This is a genomic window from Pantoea sp. CS_6 (genome assembly GCF_041954745.1).
GTDB lineage: Bacteria > Pseudomonadota > Gammaproteobacteria > Enterobacterales > Enterobacteriaceae > Pantoea > Pantoea stewartii.
The window spans coordinates 162,570-182,160 of the sequence record NZ_JAVAYG010000005.1; the positions used below are offsets into that span (position 1 = coordinate 162,570).

Below are 19,591 nucleotides of genomic sequence, written 5' to 3' on the forward strand. Positions count from 1 at the left end.
ATCAGAATGACTGCCAGTTATCCGCTGACGGTGCGGCAGGCACAGGCGTCATGACGGGTTTTTTCAAAGCTGTGCTGCGGGACGTCGCCAGACCTGTGGTCGGCTTTCTGCCCGTGTTAAACACGGAGACCGACTGACGTAACTGCGTAGCCTGATCTTCCAGTGAGGCTGCCGCACTGGCCGATTCCTCTACCAGCGCCGCGTTTTGTTGCGTGACGCCGTCCATTTCCGATACCGCTTTCGTCACCTGTTCAATACCGCGTGTCTGCTCGGCCGAGGCCGAGGCAATCTCAGCCATCAACTGGGTCACGCTGTTAACGGAATGCACAATGCTTCCCATGACATCACCCGCTTCGGAGGCATGAGTCGAACCGCTGTTGACACGCTGCGTCGATTGTTCAATCAGCGTGCGGATCTCCTGCGCCGCGCTTGCACTGCGTCCCGCCAGTGAACGCACCTCACCGGCGACTACAGCAAAACCGCGCCCCTGTTCGCCTGCGCGCGCGGCTTCGACCGCAGCGTTAAGCGCCAGGATATTCGTCTGGAACGCAATGCTGTCGATAATGCCGATGATGCTGGCAATCTGTTTGGAACTTTCACTGATCTGCTCAATATTGGAAATCACCTTCGCCACAATCTGGCCGCCCTGCGACGCCATCACCGCGGCATCGTTCGCCATCGCGGTGGCCTGCTGTGCATTTTCCGCGTTCAGTTTTACTGTCGAGGTCAGTTGCTCCATGCTGGCTGCCGTCTCTTCCAGTGCGGCCGCCTGTTGCTCGGTGCGGGCAGAGAGGTCGATGCTGCCGGCCGACACTTCTGCTGCGCCGGTGAAAATGGACTGCGTTGCATCATCGACAGAACGAATCGTCACCACCAGCGCGCTGCGCATCTCTTCCAGTTGGCTGAGGAGCCGTCCGGTTTCATTGTGACTGTCGCTGGCGATCTCACGGGTCAGATCCCCGGAAGAGATCGCGCGCATGTAGTCGGTTGCCAGAGTCAGAGGTTTCAGCAACAGTGTCCGCAGGCCAGCCCATACGCTGGCAACGGTCACCAGAGCAATAACTGCGATAATCAACAAGGTCCACAGCATATTGGTGTAGTTGTGATCGTTTTCTGCGGCGATTTCCTTCATCAGCTGATAGTTAGCGCTCCGCCAGGCCTGATAAGCCTTATCCAGCTGATCCTGCGCTTCCTGTGCATCAAGATTGCCGTAAGCCTGATAGTTGTTATTTCGCAGGAACTCGACCGACGCGAGCATGGTATCGTGCATTTTGCTGTAAGCCGTCTGCACGTTTTGGGTCAGTTCCGCATGCTGTCCGGGTAAGGGCGGGGCGGCTTTGTAGGCTGAAAAATACTCATCGGCTTTTTCAGCAGATTGTTTCGCTGTGTCCAGCAGTGTGGCAATCGAGGCCAGAGATGCCGGATCCTTCTGGTTTTTCAGAAAACGAATAGCTACCCGGCTGACGGTGACACGCGTCTTTATCAGCGTCTGCACACTGTCGCTCAGTTGCTGTTGTTGTAGCGTCAGTTGTTCAGTGTGAGAAAAGTTGCGTCCCGCCTGGCTGACAGACGAATAAAAAAGCGACCCGGTAAGTATTAACAGCGCACTGAACAAAAACAATACGGCAATAATGCCCGTTGTAATTTTAAGGTTTTTAAACATGGCGGCGATACCTGATAAACGTGGATACAGGTATATCGGTATTTAACGGATTACCTTAATAGTGACGCCATAAATAATGTGATCTATGACGATTAGTTTAAAAATAAAATGACGCTTTCAGGAAAAGCGTGTTTTTTTAATAGCTTGGCATAGTCACAAAAACGGGGGTGATCAAGGGTCCGTTTATGCAGAAATGTACCGGGAGTTACGTTTTTTTCGCGCAATAATAAGATGAAGGCTTGTATGAGACATTTGCGCGTTATTATTTTTCGCTGCCCTCATACGTGACCGCAATCTGACGTTGTGTCCGTCTTCGCTGTATAAGCCGTGCTTCACAGACAGGGGGCTGAAAATAGGTATGGCAACACCATCTGTTATTTGCCCACCGCTGAGGGGCGTTTCTGACAATCTTCCGCAATGCTTCTTTCCGGATGGCCCTTAACCCGAGCGGGCCGTCAGGGTGAAATGGCATATCAGCGTGTTTTTGTCGTTATCCTGCGCATCACCCCCATCCAGATCAAGAAACAAGAATAGTTATCATTTGTATAATTCCTGCCTTAGTTGTTAACGGTTGGGATATATCTGTGAAAATCAAAACACACACCACCTATCGTGTCAGAGGCTACCAGTCTTCTGTTGATCCCGCCTGGCGGCAAAAATTACTAACCATGGGCGTGCTGCCCGGCACGCTGATTGACATTATCCGTACTGCACCACTGGGCGATCCCGTTCATATCCGTACGCGTCGCCTCAGTCTGGCGGTGCGGCAACGCGATCTGGCTTCGGTTCTGCTGGAAGAAGTCCGCTGATGAAAACATTAACCCTGGGTCTGATCGGCAACCCGAATACCGGTAAAACCACGTTATTTAATCAGCTTACCGGGGCCCGCCAGCGCGTAGGGAACTGGGCGGGCGTGACGGTAGAACGCAAGGAAGGGCAGTTCTTTACGGCTGAAACGGATGTACGGCTGGTTGATCTGCCAGGCACGCGCTCGCTTACAACGCTTTCGGCGGACAGCGCCATCGATGAAAGTATCGCCTGTGGGTATCTGTTTGAGGATCACGCCGACCTGGTGATTAATGTGGTAGACAGCTCAAACCTGGAGAGTCATCTTTTCCTGACTTTTCAGCTACTGGAGCTGGGCATGCCCTGTATCGTGGCGTTAAACATGCAGGATATCGCGCTCAGCCAGAATATCATCATCGACAGGGCAGCGCTGTCAGCCCGGCTGTGGTGCCCGGTCGTGGCGCTGACGTCAACACGTGGCGAAGGCATCGCCTCGCTTAAACGCGCCATTGACGACTGGCAGGGAGAAAGACCGCCACAACCTCTGGTTTATCCTCGTGAAATTGAGACGGCCATCGCGCGCCTGCAAACGATGATGCCTGCGGACATCGCCAGGCAAAAGCAGCGCTGGCTGGCGCTACAGCTGCTGGCGGGTGACATTAACAGTCAGCGCATCAGTCCCACAGTCGTCCCCCAACTGCCGGCGATCAGGCAGGCGGCGGGCGGCGATCCGGCAATGCATGTGGTGAACTGTCGTTATCAGGCTATCAACGCGCTCTGCGCCGCGGTCTGTAACCTCAATAAAGCCGCACCCGCTGCGCTGACTGAGTGGCTGGACAACCTTGTGCTGAACCGGTTCCTGGGAATACCGGTTTTTCTGGGCGTGATGTATCTGATGTTTGTGCTGTCAATTAACATCGGTGCAGCCTTCCAGCCTTTGTTCGACAGCGGATCGGTGGCGCTGTTTATTCATGGCGCGCAGTGGCTGGGCTATACCTGCCACTTTCCCGACTGGGTAACGGTCTTCCTTGCGCAGGGCATAGGGGCCGGGATTAACACGGTGTTGCCGATTCTGCCCCAGATCGGCCTGATGTACCTGTTTCTGTCTTTTCTTGAAGACTCGGGGTATATGGCGCGTGCGGCGTTTGTAATTGATCGCCTGATGCAGTCGCTGGGCTTGCCGGGAAAATCCTTTGTACCGCTTATTGTCGGGTTTGGCTGCAACGTGCCTTCAGTAATGGGCACGCGTACGCTGGATACACCCCGTGAGCGCTTACTTACCGTGCTAATTGCGCCCTTTATGTCCTGCGGTGCGCGGCTGGCGATTTTTGCGGTTTTCGCCGCCACCTTTTTTGGCGCCTGGCGCGCCAGCCTGGTTTTCTCTCTGTACGTGCTGGGCATTATCGTGGCCATCGTCACTGGGCTTATCCTGAAAAATACGCTGCTGCGCGGCGAAGCGTCACCTTTTCTTATGGAGCTGCCGGTCTACCATCGCCCCCATGTGAAAAGCCTGCTGATCCAGACCTGGCAACGTTTAAAGATGTTTATCGTACGCGCAGGTCGCGTCATTATTGTGGTCAGCATGGTGATCGGATTACTCAGCAACTTTTCGTTTAGTGGGGCAACCGTAGACCATATCAATGATTCTGCGCTGGCTACTGTGAGTAAAGTCGTCACGCCAGCCCTGCGACCAGTCGGCGTGACATCAGACAACTGGCAGGCCACGGTCGGGCTGGTGACAGGCATCATGGCGAAAGAAGTCGTGGTCGGTACGCTGAACAGTCTTTATGTCGGCGAAGATGTTCAAAGCGGCGCGTTTCGCCCGCAGGACTTTTCGCTGTCGGGTGAGTTAGGTGACGCGCTGAAAGAAACCGGTGACAGCCTGAAGAGCGCATTCAGCCTGCGTGCGCTGGCCAACCCCATTGAAGCGAGTAAAGGTGACAGTACAATCAATGCGACGCAAATGGGCGTGATGAGTGCGAAATTCGGCAACGGCTTCGCAGCGTACAGCTATTTGCTGTTTGTGTTGCTCTACGTTCCCTGCGTATCGGTGATGGGCGCAATAGCCCGGGAAGCCGGGAAAAACTGGATGCTGTTTTCCTTTTTCTGGGGCCTGAACGTTGCGTACTCCGTTGCTACGCTGTTTTATCAGAGTGTCAGTTTTCGCCTGCATCCGGGGTTTAGCGCGCTGTGCCTGATGAGTGTGGTCGTGCTTAACGGTCTGGTCATTAGCCTGCTGCGCCACGCAGGTGGACGTGCGCGCACGAAGCCGGTTTCCGCACCGCTCACCTCATCGCGTAAGACAGGATGTGGCGGCTGTGCGGGATGTGCTGAGCACCGGCACGCCAGCGACTGAGGACGACGGGGATGCGTGCGGCTGCCCATGATAACCGTGGGCAGACGGAGCCGCCGGAAAGCAATGACGATAAGGTTACCAGTCTGATCGCACGGCTTCCTCGGTCGCCGTTGAACGAAGAGGCAATGCCGGAAGCATATTTAGCGATTCTCTCCGCGACCCGGGCGGAATCAATCTCACCGCAGAAAGCCAGTCCATGCAGCCCCGGGGTGTGCCAGTCCACGCATATTTTCAGGCGCTGAGATTTTTTTATATGCCCCAAAAAGTTAAACGTTAATTAAACACTTCTGTTTCTTCTGGCATATTTATTTATTTTTACTGGACACGCGTTGTTTTTTATTAATGTGTCATCTGAAATATGTCGATTTTTATAAGGAAGTTCTTATTAATTTTTTCCGGGAAAAGTGTCTTCCATTTTTCACTTTACTGGCTATTGTCTGAATGTTCTTTTTACGCTTTACATTGCGAAGGTGGCTTATTGCGGAAACGGTCCGCGCCTGAGTAGAGTATCACAGGCAGGCTCTCTGTATTTCTGCAGGGTTCAGTAACGCCATTTTAAATTACAGAATACTCTTAGTTTTGATGTCATCCTCATGTTTATGCTGTCTTTTATTTTCTGGTTTCATGCTATACATATTTTGATACAAAAATTGGCGATGTGCATACAGATGACTGATTTAGAGTAGCGAAAAATTTTTACGAATAAAAATAGCTGGAACTAACCGACACTTTCCCTGCGCTACACTTTAATAAATATGTCACACCAGAGGTTATATGTTTAATGATCAACACGCCCCTTTAGTGTCATTTATCGTGCCTGTTTATAACGGCGCGATGTTTATTGAACGTTGCGTCGAGAGTATTCTTCAGCAACCTCATGCTGAGCATTGCCAGCTTATTTTAGTCAATGATGGTTCAAGTGATAATTCACTTGAGCTAATGAGAAAATACCAGAATTATCCTGGCGTAGAGATTATAGATAAGCCCAATGGCGGCGTTTCATCGGCACGTAACTGCGGTCTGGATGCTGCGCGTGGCACATTCCTCTCTTTCATCGATGCCGACGACTTTCTGCCTTCAGGTGTGCTGGATACCTGGCTGGGGCTGATGAATGAAGACGTCATTCTGGCCGTAGGCGAATCCCGCACCTTTTCTCATGACGGCGAGCCGCTGTCCGGGGAGCCTGAAGAGACCGCACTGTGCAGTCTGCGCGCTGATAAGGCGATCGGTGAACTGCTCTACCACACGCCGAAACACGGTATCTGTGACAAGTTTTTCCGCCGGACGATCGTGCAACAGCAGCAGTTACGCTTTCGGGAAGATATCTTCAACTTTGAAGATCTGCTGTTTGTGATCAGCTACCTGTCCGGTGCCCCGCAGGGACAGGTCGTGTTCAGCCCTCGGGTCGTCTACCACTATGTTGAGTCACACGATTCGGCAACGCGCTCGGCGCTCAAAGAAAAACACTTCACTTACGTCCGGGCTTTTACAGGGATTAAACGCGTCTTGCTACGGCCGCAGGAACGCTATTACTACTTCTTATTTCTGAAGGTTACGGCCTCGCACATCTATAAAGCCCTGTATAGTGGGACGTTCAGCGCGGCATTCGTCAGGCAGTATATTGAACTTTACCGGCAAAACTATCGTGCCTATATTGCCGCGGGCATGCTCCCAGACGCCTGGAGCCTTTATTTTACGCTTTTCTACCTGTCTCCACGCCTGGTGTCCGGGCTGCGTCATGCCGTACAGACTCTGTTGAGGGCGCGTTCGTGAAACAAAAGCTGCAAAACTCGTTATGGATGATCATTGAGAAGCTGGTTGCGGTATTTGGCCTGATGTTTGTAACGTCCTTCGTCGCTAAGTACGTCGGGCCTGTCACGTTTGGTGTGATCGCCATTTCCATGCTGATATTTCAGTTTATCCAGTCTGTGGCGATGATGGGCTGCGACGTCATCCTGCTCAAGCGCATTGCCCAGAATCACCGTTCTGGCATCCGCCTTATGGTGCCGGCTGTCATTTTGGTATTTAGCCTTTACTGTGTGCTCTCTACCATTGGCATTGTGGTGATGCGGGAAGAGATGAACTCGCAAGCGTTTGTCTTTATCTGCGCGGCGGCACTGGCTTGTCTGTTCTCGGCTATCGATCTGGTTAATATCTACAATGAAGCGGTGTTGAATGCGAAGCTGAACGTGATGGCTAACCTTACCGGTCTCCTGATCAGTCTGGCTATCCGTTATGGGATTTCCTGGTTCCAGCTCAAACCGGAATTGCTGGCCATTCCCATTGTGCTGGCTACCTTCATTCCTTTTCTGATCAAACTCTGTGTGTTTAGCTGGCACCAACGACGTACGCATGAGAAGCCGCCGCTTCCCCGACTCACTCATATCCGACGTTACAGCGGGTATATTTTGCAGGCCGGACGATCCCTGGTGCTGTCGGTGATTGCGATTACGATTTATACCCGGCTTAACCAGCTCAGCGTTTCATGGTTCTTAGGGTTAAAAGAGGCGGGCATCTTTTCTGTCGCGATGACGCTGTCGGTGGCCTGGGTCTTTTTACCCAACGCTTTACTTGCCTCGTTTTATCCCGCGTTGTTTGCCGAACGTGATCCTGATGTGGCGATTGTCCGCGCGCAGAAGTTACAGCTAATGGTCATTGCCGTGTCGGGGGCCGTTATCGGCGGTATTGCCCTGATCGGCCCCTGGTTTATCCGGCATTTCTACGGCGCAGCTTACACCGAAGCGATTGCCCCGATGGTGTTATTAAGCATCGGCGCCATGTTTGGTGTACTAAGCAGCGTCATGGATCGCTTCATTATTAAATACAATGGCTATCGCTACCTGATCAAAAAAACGTTCTGTGTGCTGGCGGTATGTCTGATCACGACGGTGACACTGGTGCCAGCCTTCGGCATTACTGGCGGCGCCATAAGTGTGGTGATTACTGAGTTTATGGCCTTTACGCTGTTAAACTATTTTTTCCGTGGGCAGCCGATGATGAAGATTCACAAAATATTCATTCAACCCGGAAAACTGTGGTTTCTTATTAATCGCTCGCTCTTTTCTGGGCGGTGATGCAGATATTTCTTAAAGATATATGTTGGAAGACGTTTAAATAAAACGTCTTGAACGGCATCTTGAATATAACGCGTTTTTTATCTGCGCGTGAGTAACGTTAATATCCTGCCATGTGGCGGGAGGATGTACCCTGCCTGTTCGTTTTTTTTAATTATCGCTTAATAAAAATGAAAGCGTATCTTCATGATCCGAATAATGCCCGTTTACGGTCAGTTTAATTTCGCGCTTTTATAATCTTAGAGTGGGTTAATAAATAATTAGATGCTTATTTTCTTTTCGGTTATCAGCAAAAGAAAAGGCTTTTATTTTCATTATCTTTTTCGCCTTTTTAAGGGCGGCAGGCATTAGGGCTGGTTACGAGGTTTTGAAATGAATGATAAATATTTATTCAGTATAATAATACCTGTTTATAATGCTGAGAAGACGATTATGCGTACCCTGCAAAGTCTTCTCCTTCAGACATGCAAAGATTATGAAGTTATCCTGGTGAATGATGGCAGCAAAGATAACTGCGCCTCTGTTCTTGATGAATTTAAACACTATAAAAATTTTAACGTTATCTCGCAGGGTAATGCCGGCGTCAGCGCAGCGCGAAATGCAGGTCTGGAAATGGCTACGGGAGAATACGTTATTTTTGTTGATGCTGATGACTGGGTTGATGATGACTTTCTGGCTATGTTTCATCAGCACCTTTCTCAGAGCGTTTCACAACCTGTTGATTTACTGGTGGGGAACCTCAGGTGCTCGCGCGTGGGTAGCCTTTCCACCTATGGCCATTTCGGCCATCAGTCTATTCCTGCTGTGCTGGATGAGCTTGAGTTAAGTGATAACATTGGCTATCTCCATAACAAGTGCTACAGAAGAAAGTTGCTTGAGGATCACCAGCTCCGCTTCACTAAAGGGATATCGATGAGTGAAGACCTGCTGTTTAATCTCAACTGTCTTTACTATGTCGATAATCTGTTTATTTTTGACAGTGCATCTTATCACTATGATGATGTGGAAAACTCGCTGTCGAAAAGACGCGTCCCGTATGAAGAATTGCTGGATCGTAAGCGTTACCTGACTGATCTGTATGAAAGGTTATTTGTTAAGTATAAAAACGAGGATTTGTCGCTTTTCTCTACTGGTGTCACCAAACGTAAGCTCACCCTCGATATGCAAATCGTTACCGCCATGTATTACACCACGCTTAACATTAATGAAATCCGGAAAAGCATTAAACGCATTAAAGAGAAACGCTATCCGGCAAACGTACTGGCATTATTAAACAGAAGCGAGAAAGTGAAGTACCACGTCATGAATGTGAATGCCAGAGTGGCTTATCTGGTGTTGTATATGCTATTCAGATTACGGTTTTTTTAACTTCCGGCTTTGTCATTCAGTGTCGGGCCCTCGACGGAAATGGCGCATATTTTGGCGAGGTGAATTTCCGTAGGGGGCTCTGTCATCGCGTCAGTATTTTGCTATTCCACGTTGGGTCAAATGTCGCAATGCTGAAAAGAGGCCGCGTTTTCACTGTCGCGCCGGTCCCCGATGCAGGGCAGGCATTGCATTCACTCCGCAGCCTGATCGTGAACGTCATAACGAAGGTGACAGCGCGCAAACGTAAGGCGAGGCTGGAGATGGCGTTATGCATTGACCTTCAGGCCCGGAATAGCCGGCGCAACCTGCTGAGTCGCTGTTGTGAAAGCGCTTCCTTTAATGTGCACTATTTTCGACGCGTCACAGAACTGGCAGGCCCGGGTGTGACTTCTCAGCACGTCTGAGAGGAAGTTATGGCCACGCACCCGAGCCGTGCTGACGACCTCGGAAAATATCTGCTGTCCATAACGCTTATCCGTCTCGTCGGCCGCTCCGTTTCTGCCACGTAGCAGATAACGCTAGCATCCTGAAGATCACGCCCAGGTGTCTTTGCATGCTCCTCATGAAGAAACGCATTTAGTTCAGTTCTGGATTGCCAGAGGGATTCGAAATGCTCGACGTAGAGACGCGCCTCCAACGTGCTGAGCAGCACGATGTTATTCTGACGGGCTTCTCTGGGTTTAAGTAACATGGGAATGTCCTTTTCATTCTTACCGATGCCCGTGCGTCACGAAGCGGAGAGCAGAGGGGAAATCAACGACATGCGGATCAGGTGACAGGTGGCTTTCTGGTTGCGGCAGTGACAGCGTTTGTTGTCGCACAGTTGAAAGTCATCGCTTACGCCAATCGGTTATCACCCAGCCTGGCCGCCGCTTTTTGCGTCGCCAGGCGTCTTTTTTCAATAAAGGGAGCTATCTGGTCCTGCGCTTTTTGCAACTGCTCAGCCGGCGCGGTCCGCGGCGAGCCACTGGTAAAGGGCGGCGCGGGATCGTACTCCATATGCAACTGAATATTTTGAGCAATCTCAGGGCCGTAAAGCTCGGCGACAACAGTAAGCGCGAAGTCGATACCAGAGGTGACACCTGCGCCGGTGATACGATTTCGATCGCGCACAACACGCTGGTTTACAGGCTCGGCACCCAGAAGCACCAGTTGATCCAAGGATGCCCAGTGCGTCGTCGCCTGATAGCCTTGTAACAGCCCGGCAGCACCCAGCACCAACGACCCCGTGCAGACCGAGGTGATCAGTCTGGCCTGCTCACTCTGGCGTCGGACAAACGTAAGCACATCCTCATCCGCCATCAGTTCGATTTGCCCGGGGCCGCCGGGCACACAAATGATGTCCAGCGGCGGCGTCGTTGCAAAGGTAGTGGTAGGTAAGATCGCCATGCCACGGTCTGATATCACGGGCTGTAAATTTTTCCAGATCAGATGTACCCGCGCATGAGGCGCACGGACAAACACCTCATAAGGACCGGTGAGATCAAGTTGTGTCAGCGCGGGGAAGAGCAGAAGGCCGATGTTAATGGATGCGATGTCATTCATGAGAGGGTTCCTGAAGGCTAAAAATCTTCAATTGATGCTTTTTGAATGACAACGTTCTTAATGAAGACTCAATACGCTGCCATTCAGAAAGCGTCAAACGCCACATTAAGCTGTCAACGCAAAGCAGATTACTGGCGTGCCTACTAACAGAACGCTGATAGGTAAAATTCCTACCTTAAGGTGGTTATTTATTGCTTATAAACTGAAACACCTCAGTCAAGCCCGCTAATCAATCATCGATTTTCACTTACTCAGTAAATACTGATGATAAAATTGATGAAAAGTCTTTTTTGAACATAGCGTTATGCCACAAGAACATAGCAATTATGATAATAAAATACTAGTGTAAGAACGCTATTTTCTTCACCGATGCATTTTATTGACTCGGCTCATATTCATTTTTTTACTGCACGTGGTTAAATTTTTTTCGGATTAAAGCCTAATATAAATTTATCCATAGTGAAAGTGTGGTGTCACTGAGTTTTAACTGGCGTTACCTTTAACGATCGTCAGCGTCCTCGACGACTCTGTAGCGATGCGCAGGATTTTCAGCGTCAAAACATGTCACCATGAGTTCCTCATTTCTTATGTAAAATAAAGTTTCGGTTTTTCTGTTTTTTCCGGATTTAAAGTCTGGATTGGATTTTTTTTATAGTTCTTATTGTTGATTTTTTGCTTTTTACTGTCCGACATGAGTGGTTTGAGTGTTAAGTTAATGTAAGCTTTATGTAAACTAATATTGTTTACTTAATTTTGACTCCATGTTAATAACTATCTCTGGGTTTAAATGAACGTCATGGAGATGCAGGATGAAAACTATTTTGATTGCTGTAACAATGATGTTGTTGCTTGCCGGATGTAGTTCTGTGGGAGGCGAAGATAAATTTAGTAGGAGCTACGTGACCTCACATATTATTCCTGATAAAACCACGCAGGCCGAGGTTCAGGCGTTATACGGAACGCCAGACGACCAGAACGTAAGTTCCGACGGTGATTACGAATGGATTTATGATAAGAGTGGTAATTTGGATACGGCATCCAGCGTTATGGGTTATGTGCCGGGTGCAAGTGCTATTTCGAGCGCATTGGGAATGGCATCAAGCGCCAGTAGTGCGTCAGATTCAATGGCAAAAGCATCTGGAAAAATGAGCGGTGATACGAATTACCGTGCATCACATTTGTTCATCAGGTTTAATAAAAATAAAACAGTAAGTAGTTGGTTTATGTGATTTTCTCTACAATCAGGAGTGGGGAAGCAAACAGTCACTCCTGATTATTTTATAGTGAAAGGTATAGTGCTTTTTTAATTTCTAACTTTGAATTATCGTTATTTATTTCAAAGGGTTGACGTTGTCAGGTCAGACTTTTTAGAAAGAACACAGTTCGGCGTGTTATCTACAATAATTTATAAAGAATGCTCTGAACCGGTTTGAATCCTGAATGGATGTGCCCTTTCATTCTTTTATCACAACTACACTCGTCACGTTTTTTCTATTTGATGGTGGGTAGGTTTTGCCAGAGATGACGGTAGCGTTTATGGGTAACACTCACTGAGTAACAGGCTATGCATGCGATAACACGGTATCAATTTATTGTGATGAGTCATTTTTTATCGCATTGATAAGTCTTAATCATGTGTCGTGTTAAAAACTTTTTCAAGAGGAGAGGTAAAACGCTGTCAAGACATCCCATCATTCAGAATAATGCTATATATTCTGCGTAAGACATATTAATTTTGATAAAGGGGTATTTCTGTGTGGAAAACAGCGATCATTTCCTTCATTTTAATGCTTCTGGCATTCGCGACTAATTTAAGTATTTCGCGAGCCATGGCGGAGGATAGCGTAAATTCCTCAAGCATTAAACAGACAGCCAGCAAGACGTTTGACCCTTCAGCGATGCCTGTCTCTTCCGCGCCACCAGGGGCATTTCCCTATATAGCCCTTCCTGCGGGTTATGAAACGTCTACCCAACCTGATATCACCGAATTCGATCAAATCCCGTTCTGGACTGGCGATCATCTTGAACCTGTGGAAGGCAAGGTTTGGTCGGCCCATATTAGTGCCGTTCAGAACAAAACATTTTCACAGCTGGAGTTGAGTCGTAATATTGAATCTGTGGTGACGTCGTTAGGGGGGGGAGAGTGTTTTTAACGGAAGAATCCCACCCGAAGTATTAAAAAAGATTGAAGCATGGCCACGTGATTTCACGACCAAGTACAACAGTGGCCTGGGGGATATCTGGAATAATGATGTGACGGTGTTCGTTATTCACCGGGCAGACAGAAATATCTGGATTCACCTTTGCACCTACGAGTTTGGGGGCGGTTTATTGATTGCCGAAACGAAACCTCTTGATATTACCGCGCGCGTATTGCCTGCGAACGAGATGGCAGAACAGATTAAGAAGGTGGGGAAAGTGGCGTTACATGTTAATTTTGCTACTGATAAAACGACAATTTTGCCTGATTCTCAGCCTCAGATTGAGCAGGTAGTTGCGCTACTCCATACCGACCCGGCTTTGAAACTAAAGGTGAGGGGATACACGGATAACACCGGTAACCCAGCCCATAATCAAACCCTGTCTGAAGGGCGTGCCAACGCTGTGGTTAAGGCCTTGACCGAGAAGGGCATTGACGCCGGCAGGTTATCGTTCGCGGGTTTTGGAGCAGCCGATCCGGTGGCCGATAATGCGAATGAGCAGGGCAGGGCTCAGAATCGACGAGTTGAACTGGTTAAACAACCTTAAATCCAAACCTTTTACTGTACTTGAAACGCCCCTACGGCAGTATAAGTGACAACGTGCAACTGGTCGCAACATCACCTCGTTGCCTCATCGCTGCCGTGTGATGTGCATCTGGTCGGATGCTTACTGAAACCCTTGAACGCAAAAACCCCCGCCGAAGCGAGGGTTTCAAATTTGTGGTGCCCGAACCCGGAATCGAACCAGGGACACGGGGATTTTCAATCCCCTGCTCTACCGACTGAGCTATTCGGGCAACGGGGCGCATTAAACCGTAAAGGCCGCAGGCCGTCAACGGCTTTCATGAAAAAACCCTGTAAAACGTGACTGATTGCCTGAATTTCAGTCAAAGGCGTTGAAACTCACGCCAGTGCACCATTTTTACGGCACAGGGCAATGCTTAATATATCTTCCGCCAGACGTTTGGCGACATCCACATCCTGCACATTGCGCTTGATCAGCAGCTTGCTTAAGCAGCCTTCCAGCACCAGCTCCATTTGATCAGCCACCATACTCGGGTTATCCAGACCCAGCGCATTTAAAATAGTGTGGGTAAATTCCCAGGAGGCGCGCTTCTGTTTTTCTGCCAGTTGATGAATGGGTTGATCGGGATGCGGATAGAAGCTGCAGGCGGCGATAAACAGGCAGCCGGGGAAGCGTCCCTTGGTGACATGCTCATTTAACCCTTCGTAGCGCGCCATTAACTTCTCTTCGGGTCGCAGTGCGCTGTTTTGTAATACCTCTTGTCGCCAGCTGTCGATTTGCTGGGCATGAAACTGTAATGCGTCGTAGAGCAGTGCGTCGCGGTCAGCCCAGAACTGCTCAAGTTGCTGCTCGCTGAGTCGCATCTCTTCGGCCAGGATTTTCAGCGACGAGGTGGACGCTAAGCCATTTTGTTCAAGCACGTTTAATGCATGGTCAAGTATCTGTTCACGTTGCAAACCGTTCTCCTCTGCGGTGCAGGCCCGTTCAGGTCAACGGGCTGTGTCCAGGTTCCAGTGTTGTTTACTCACGCAGTTTCTGCAAATGTTCGTCAAAATCCTTTGGCTTCAGGAAACCGGTGATACGTGAACCGGGAATTTCTTTTCCCTGAGCATCAAAGAATAAAATCGTGGGCAGCCCCAGCACGTGAAGATGCTGCAACAGCGCATTATCGGTGGCCGTGTTGGCTGTGACATTAGCCTGTAACAGCTGGACATCCTTAAGACTGGCACGTACCGCACTGTCGCTAAAGGTGTACTTCTCAAACTCTTTACATGCCACGCACCAGTCCGCGTACAAATCCACCATCGTCATGCGGCCCTGTGTCTGTTGCAGTGCCTGATCTAACTGGCTAACCGTTTGAACAGACTGAAAGGGAAGGTGCGCGACAGTTTGTTGTGGCGCGTCATTGCCAAACGCCCAGTCCTGCAAAGGGCGAGCGCTGATCAGGGCGGCGATCAGCATGAGCATTTGCACGATGCGCCATTTGCCGCCGCTGGCGCGCAGGCTGGCACTGAAGGCCCACGCAAAAAAGGCGACGCCCAGCAGGCTCCATAAGCGCACGCCCCATAGCTCACCCAGCACCCGTTCCAGCAGGAAAACCGGCAGCGCGAGAATAACGAACCCAAACCCTTCCTTGACGGTCTGCATCCAGGGGCCGCTTTTAGGCAGGAAGCGGCTACCGAACAGCGTCACGGCAATCAGCGGTAAGCCCATACCGATGGCATACAGCCACAATGTACCGGCGCCCGCCAGCAGGTTACCGCTCTGTGCGATATAGAGCAGGATGGCACTGAGCGGCGCGGTGGTGCAGGGGGAACAAATTAAACCTGCCAGCGCGCCCATCAGGAAAACGCCGGGCAATGAGCCGCCCTGCTGACGGTTGCTCCACAGCGTCAGACGGGTTTGTACGCTGGCGGGTAACTGTAGCGAAAACAGGCCAAACATCGACATGGCCAGCACTACAAACAGCACGGATAAACCGATCAGGACATAGGGATGCTGTAAGGCCGCTTGAAAACGCAGGCCAGCCGCGGCGACTGTCACGCCGAGCAAGGTATAGGTAAGCGCCATTCCTTGCACATAAACCAGGGCCAGCGCGAACAGGCGACCCAGCGAGTTGTTACGCTTACCGCCAAGGATAATGCCCGAAATCAGGGGATACATCGGTAAGACGCAGGGCGTAAATGCCACACCGACACCAATCAGCAGCGCCCACAATGGCGAAAAGGGGAGCGGGCTGGCGGTGGCGGGCGGGCGCTCCCCTGAGTCTGCATCCGCGCTGGCGACAACGGGCGTGAGTGGAATGCTGCGCGTTTCAGGTGGATAACAGAAGCCGGCGGCAGCACAGCCCTGATACGTCACGCTCAGCGTACTGCCCCTGGCGGCCTGTTGCAGCGTGACGGGCACGTTCAGGTTCTGCGGATAAATCTCGCTCTTACCAAAAAATTCATCTTCGTGTGGCTGACCCGCTGGCAAGGCCACAGGCGCGATACGCGCATTGTTGGCGACGACCCTGATTTGCTGGCGGTAGAGATAGTAGCCGTCTTTAACCTTCCAGTGCAGATTGAGCTGTGCGCCCTGTTGATCGAAATCAAAAGCAAAAGCCTGGTCGACGGGCAAAAAGCGGCTGGTGGTTTTGGGGGCAAACAGGTCTGCCTGCGCCTGCAGGCAGATAAACAGGGCCAGTATCAGGGTAATTAAGCGAGCAATGCGTGCAGCCATGACAAGTATTCACTGTCTCCATGTTGAACCGGAAGCACCAGCAGTTCTGGTACGTCATAAGGATGTGAGCGCTTAAGCAGATCGAGCAATGCCTGCTGATGAGCTGTATCGCATTTGAGTAACATCTGAACTTCGCTGGCCTGCTCCAGCTGGCCCTGCCAGACGTAGTACGAGGTGGCACCCGGTAAAAGGGTGACACAGGCGGCCAGTCTGGCCTTCAGCGCCTGGGTGGCAAGCTGCTGCGCGCACGCCTGGTCAGGGGCGGTGCAGAGGATGACAACGGCATTCATCATGAGGCTCCTGTTGAAAATCGCGTCGATGATAGCATGTTCACTGTGCGGTCGGGACTACAGCAGCAGCCCACCAAAAATAAAGCCGAACACGACAGACAGTGTGATGGCCAGCACGCCGGGAATGATAAAGGCATGGTTGAAAACGAACTTACCGATTCGGGTCGAGCCAGTGTCATCCATCTCAACGGCGGCTAACAGTGTGGGATAGGTCGGTAACACAAACAGCGCTGACACGGCGGCAAAAGAAGCGATAGCTGTCAAAGGGGTGACGCCAAGGGCTAACGCCGCAGGCAGCAGGGCTTTCGCGGTTGCTGCCTGAGAATAGAGCAGCATCGAAGAAAAGAACAATACCAGCGCCAGCATCCACGGATAGGTTTTTAAGGTATCCCCCGCCAGCATCTGGATATCAGCCAGATGGGCTTTGACGAAGGTATCGCCGAGCCAGGCTACGCCCATGACGCAGACGCAGGCACTCATACCGGATTTAAACGTACTGGCGCTCAGAATCGCGCCGCTGTCAATATTACAGGTCAGACTAATCAACGTAGCAATAGTGAGCATAAACACCACAATCGCTTCGTTGCGCGGCAGGGGCGGATTGACGATCAGGTTTACGCTTTCGCTGGTAATGGTCGCATAGATCACCACGGCAGCAATCCCGATCAGGAACAGCAGGACAGACTTTCTGGCGCCAGGTCTGGCGTGACAGACGGTTTCCCCACGCAGGGCCACGTCGCCTTTCGCCAGGCGAGCCTGATAAACGGCGTCATCTTTCAGCTCTTTTCCCAGGAAGTTAGTGACCAGCGCGGCAAGAAACAGCCCAACCATGGTAGCCGGAATGGCAATGGCCAGCAGCATGATATAGCTGACGCCGCGCGGTTCGAGCAGCGTGGCAAAGAAGACGACCGCCGCCGAGATTGGCGAGGCGGTAATGGCAACCTGAGATGCGACAACCGCCATCGACAGCGGACGAGAAGGACGCACGCCTTGCTCTTTCGCCACCTCGGCGATGACCGGCAGGGTAGAGAAGGCGGTATGACCGGTGCCCGCCAGCAGCGTCATCACATAGGTGACCAGCGGGGCAAGAAAGGTGACATAACGGGGATGACGACGCAGCAGGCGTTCGGCAAGGCTGACCAGGTAGTCCATGCCGCCAGCAACCTGCATGGCCGCAATCGCCGCGATGACCGCCATGATGATTTCAATCACATCAAACGGAATGGCGCCTGGCTTCATACCAAAGCCAAGCGTCAGGATGAGCACGCCCATGCCGCCCGCAAAGCCAATCCCGATCCCGCCAAGACGCGCGCCCAGCCAGATCGCCAGTACCACGATAAACAGTTCAACCAGGAACATGTGCCACTCCCGAAATGATGATGAGCCGAAAAGCAAACCCATCCTTTTAACAAACAAAAAGGCACATCGTTTTGATTACGATGTGCCTTTTACACCAGTAAGCGCAATTACGCCTTACTGTTCGTTTTCATCGGTATAGCGTTTCGCCTTGTAAACCGGATACATCAGGTTTTGCACAGAGAAAATATCATCCAGCTCGCTTTCGGTCAGCAGGCCGCGCTCCAGCACCACCTCGCGCACGCTTTTGCCGGTTTCGGCGCAAATTTTACCGACGATGTCACCATTGTGGTGGCCGATATAGGGGTTCAGATAGGTCACAATCCCAATGGAGTTAAACACGTAGGCTTCGCAGACCGCTTTGTTCGCCGTGATACCGTTGACGCATTTTTCCAGCAGGTTATAGCAGGCGTTGGTCAGAATGCTGATCGATTCAAACAGCGCCTGACCGATGACCGGCTCCATGACGTTGAGCTGAAGCTGGCCGGCTTCCGACGCCATCGTGACCGTCGTATCGTTACCAATCACCTTGAAGCACACCTGATTGACGACTTCAGGCACCACCGGATTCACTTTAGCAGGCATGATGGAGGAACCGGCTTGCAGCTCCGGCAGGTTAATCTCGTTCAGGCCCGCGCGTGGGCCGGAAGAAAGCAGGCGCAGGTCATTACAGATCTTCGACAGTTTGACAGCCAGGCGTTTGAGCGATGAATGCACCATGACATAGGCACCGCAGTCTGAAGTGGCTTCGATCAGGTCTTCGGCGGGCACTACCGCGAGGTTGCTGACTTCCGCCAGTTTCTGCACCGCCAGTTGCTGGTAACCGTCCGGCGTGTTCAGGCGCGTACCGATAGCGGTTGCGCCCAGGTTCACTTCCAGCAGCAGTTCGCCAGTGCGCAAAATGCTTTTCGTCTCTTCATTCAGCAGAACGCTGTAGGCATGGAACTCCTGGCCCAGCGTCATCGGCACCGCATCCTGTAGCTGGGTACGACCCATTTTTAAAATGGTCTGGAATTCATCGGCTTTACGCTGAAACCCGTCCGCTAACTGACTGATACCGTCGAGCAGTTTCAGCAGTGAGCTGTACACGGCAATACGAAAACCCGTCGGATAGGCATCGTTAGTGGACTGGCATTTATTCACGTGGTCGTTCGGGTTCAGGTACTGATATTCGCCTTTTTGATGCCCCATCAGCTCCAGACCAATATTCGCCAGTACCTCATTGGTATTCATATTCACCGAGGTGCCTGCGCCGCCCTGATAAACATCAACCGGAAACTGATCCATGCAGCGACCGTTGTTCAGCACTTCATCGCAGGCCTGAATAATGGTGTTGGCGATATCACGCGGTAAGGTTTGTAGCTCTTTGTTTGCCATCGCCGCGGCTTTTTTCACCATCACCATGCCGCGAACAAACTCAGGAATGTCACTGATTTTGCTGTTGCTGATGTAAAAGTTTTCAATCGCACGCAAAGTATGAACGCCATAGTAAGCATCCGCCGGAACTTCACGCATGCCTAACAGGTCTTCTTCGATACGAATGTTGTTCGCCATGATAACCTTCTTGTTGTCACTGCTAACCATCGCAGATGATGTGTTTGTTTTGTGGGGAAGCGCCAGAACCGCTATTTTATCCGTATTCAGGCAGGTGAGCACGATCCTATTCTGACAGAGACGCAAAGCGCGAACAGAGATCACCTGTCTG

General features: G+C 51.0%; 15 protein-coding genes and 1 tRNA gene. 8 read left to right on the forward strand and 8 right to left on the reverse strand.

Features of this window, described 5'->3' with window-relative positions; genetic code table 11:
- Position 1: 1 nt before the first annotated feature.
- On the reverse strand, positions 2-1,663 hold the full coding sequence (locus RAC90_RS09540; protein ID WP_375094015.1) for a methyl-accepting chemotaxis protein: 1,662 nt from the start codon (positions 1,661-1,663) through the stop codon (positions 2-4).
- Between the two features lie 584 nt (positions 1,664-2,247).
- On the opposite strand from RAC90_RS09540, the gene RAC90_RS09545 reads away from it, so the two are divergent.
- The 5 genes from RAC90_RS09545 to RAC90_RS09565 all read left to right on the forward strand — a co-directional run bounded on the left by RAC90_RS09545 (position 2,248) and on the right by RAC90_RS09565 (position 9,247).
- Positions 2,248-2,472, forward strand: a complete 225-nt coding sequence (locus RAC90_RS09545; RefSeq protein ID WP_033739127.1) for a FeoA domain-containing protein — start codon at positions 2,248-2,250, stop codon at positions 2,470-2,472.
- Positions 2,472-4,805, forward strand: a complete 2,334-nt coding sequence (feoB, locus tag RAC90_RS09550) for a Fe(2+) transporter permease subunit FeoB (RefSeq protein WP_375124273.1) — start codon at positions 2,472-2,474, stop codon at positions 4,803-4,805. Before RAC90_RS09545 ends, feoB begins: the two co-directional genes overlap by 1 nt.
- Positions 4,806-5,579: 774 nt before the next feature.
- A complete protein-coding gene (locus tag RAC90_RS09555; protein ID WP_375124274.1) occupies positions 5,580-6,578 on the forward strand; it encodes a glycosyltransferase family 2 protein in 999 nt (332 codons plus the stop codon).
- Positions 6,575-7,879, forward strand: coding sequence for an oligosaccharide flippase family protein (locus tag RAC90_RS09560; RefSeq protein WP_039338998.1), 1,305 nt, complete (start codon positions 6,575-6,577; stop codon positions 7,877-7,879). The genes RAC90_RS09555 and RAC90_RS09560 overlap by 4 nt, the downstream gene beginning before the upstream one ends.
- 372 nt (positions 7,880-8,251) lie before the next feature.
- Positions 8,252-9,247, forward strand: a complete 996-nt coding sequence (locus RAC90_RS09565) for a glycosyltransferase (protein ID WP_054634612.1) — start codon at positions 8,252-8,254, stop codon at positions 9,245-9,247.
- A gap of 837 nt (positions 9,248-10,084) precedes the next feature.
- Here RAC90_RS09565 and RAC90_RS09570 read toward each other — a convergent pair.
- Positions 10,085-10,792, reverse strand: a complete 708-nt coding sequence (locus RAC90_RS09570; protein WP_054634610.1) for a DJ-1/PfpI family protein — start codon at positions 10,790-10,792, stop codon at positions 10,085-10,087.
- 809 nt (positions 10,793-11,601) lie between these two features.
- On the opposite strand from RAC90_RS09570, the gene RAC90_RS09575 reads away from it, so the two are divergent.
- The 3 genes from RAC90_RS09575 (at position 11,602) to RAC90_RS09585 (ending at position 13,540) form a co-directional block, all read left to right on the forward strand.
- Entirely contained in the window at positions 11,602-12,021 is a 420-nt protein-coding gene (locus RAC90_RS09575) for a hypothetical protein (protein WP_054634609.1), read from the forward strand.
- 525 nt (positions 12,022-12,546) lie between these two features.
- Positions 12,547-12,945 carry a hypothetical protein gene (locus tag RAC90_RS09580; RefSeq protein WP_375124275.1) on the forward strand — a complete coding sequence of 133 codons (399 nt, stop codon included), beginning with the start codon at positions 12,547-12,549 and terminating at the stop codon, positions 12,943-12,945.
- 100 nt (positions 12,946-13,045) lie between these two features.
- Positions 13,046-13,540: an OmpA family protein gene (locus RAC90_RS09585; protein ID WP_375124276.1), complete on the forward strand. Its 495-nt coding sequence runs from the start codon at positions 13,046-13,048 to the stop codon at positions 13,538-13,540.
- A 174-nt stretch (positions 13,541-13,714) separates the two neighbouring features.
- On the opposite strand, the gene RAC90_RS09590 is transcribed toward RAC90_RS09585, so the two are convergent.
- From RAC90_RS09590 to aspA, 6 genes are all read right to left on the reverse strand, one after another.
- Positions 13,715-13,790 (reverse strand) — tRNA-Phe (locus RAC90_RS09590).
- 106 nt (positions 13,791-13,896) lie between these two features.
- Positions 13,897-14,475 carry a transcriptional regulator gene (locus RAC90_RS09595; protein WP_375124277.1) on the reverse strand — a complete coding sequence of 193 codons (579 nt, stop codon included), beginning with the start codon at positions 14,473-14,475 and terminating at the stop codon, positions 13,897-13,899.
- A 64-nt stretch (positions 14,476-14,539) separates the two neighbouring features.
- Entirely contained in the window at positions 14,540-16,240 is a 1,701-nt protein-coding gene (locus RAC90_RS09600; protein WP_375124278.1) for a protein-disulfide reductase DsbD, read from the reverse strand.
- Positions 16,216-16,530, reverse strand: coding sequence for a divalent cation tolerance protein CutA (gene cutA, locus RAC90_RS09605; protein WP_058702621.1), 315 nt, complete (start codon positions 16,528-16,530; stop codon positions 16,216-16,218). Before cutA ends, RAC90_RS09600 begins: the two co-directional genes overlap by 25 nt.
- Before the next feature lie 57 nt (positions 16,531-16,587).
- On the reverse strand, positions 16,588-17,889 hold the full coding sequence (locus tag RAC90_RS09610; RefSeq protein ID WP_205951104.1) for an anaerobic C4-dicarboxylate transporter: 1,302 nt from the start codon (positions 17,887-17,889) through the stop codon (positions 16,588-16,590).
- Between the two features lie 114 nt (positions 17,890-18,003).
- On the reverse strand, positions 18,004-19,440 hold the full coding sequence (gene aspA, locus RAC90_RS09615) for an aspartate ammonia-lyase (RefSeq protein WP_033739147.1): 1,437 nt from the start codon (positions 19,438-19,440) through the stop codon (positions 18,004-18,006).
- Between the last annotated feature and the right edge of the window lie 151 nt (positions 19,441-19,591).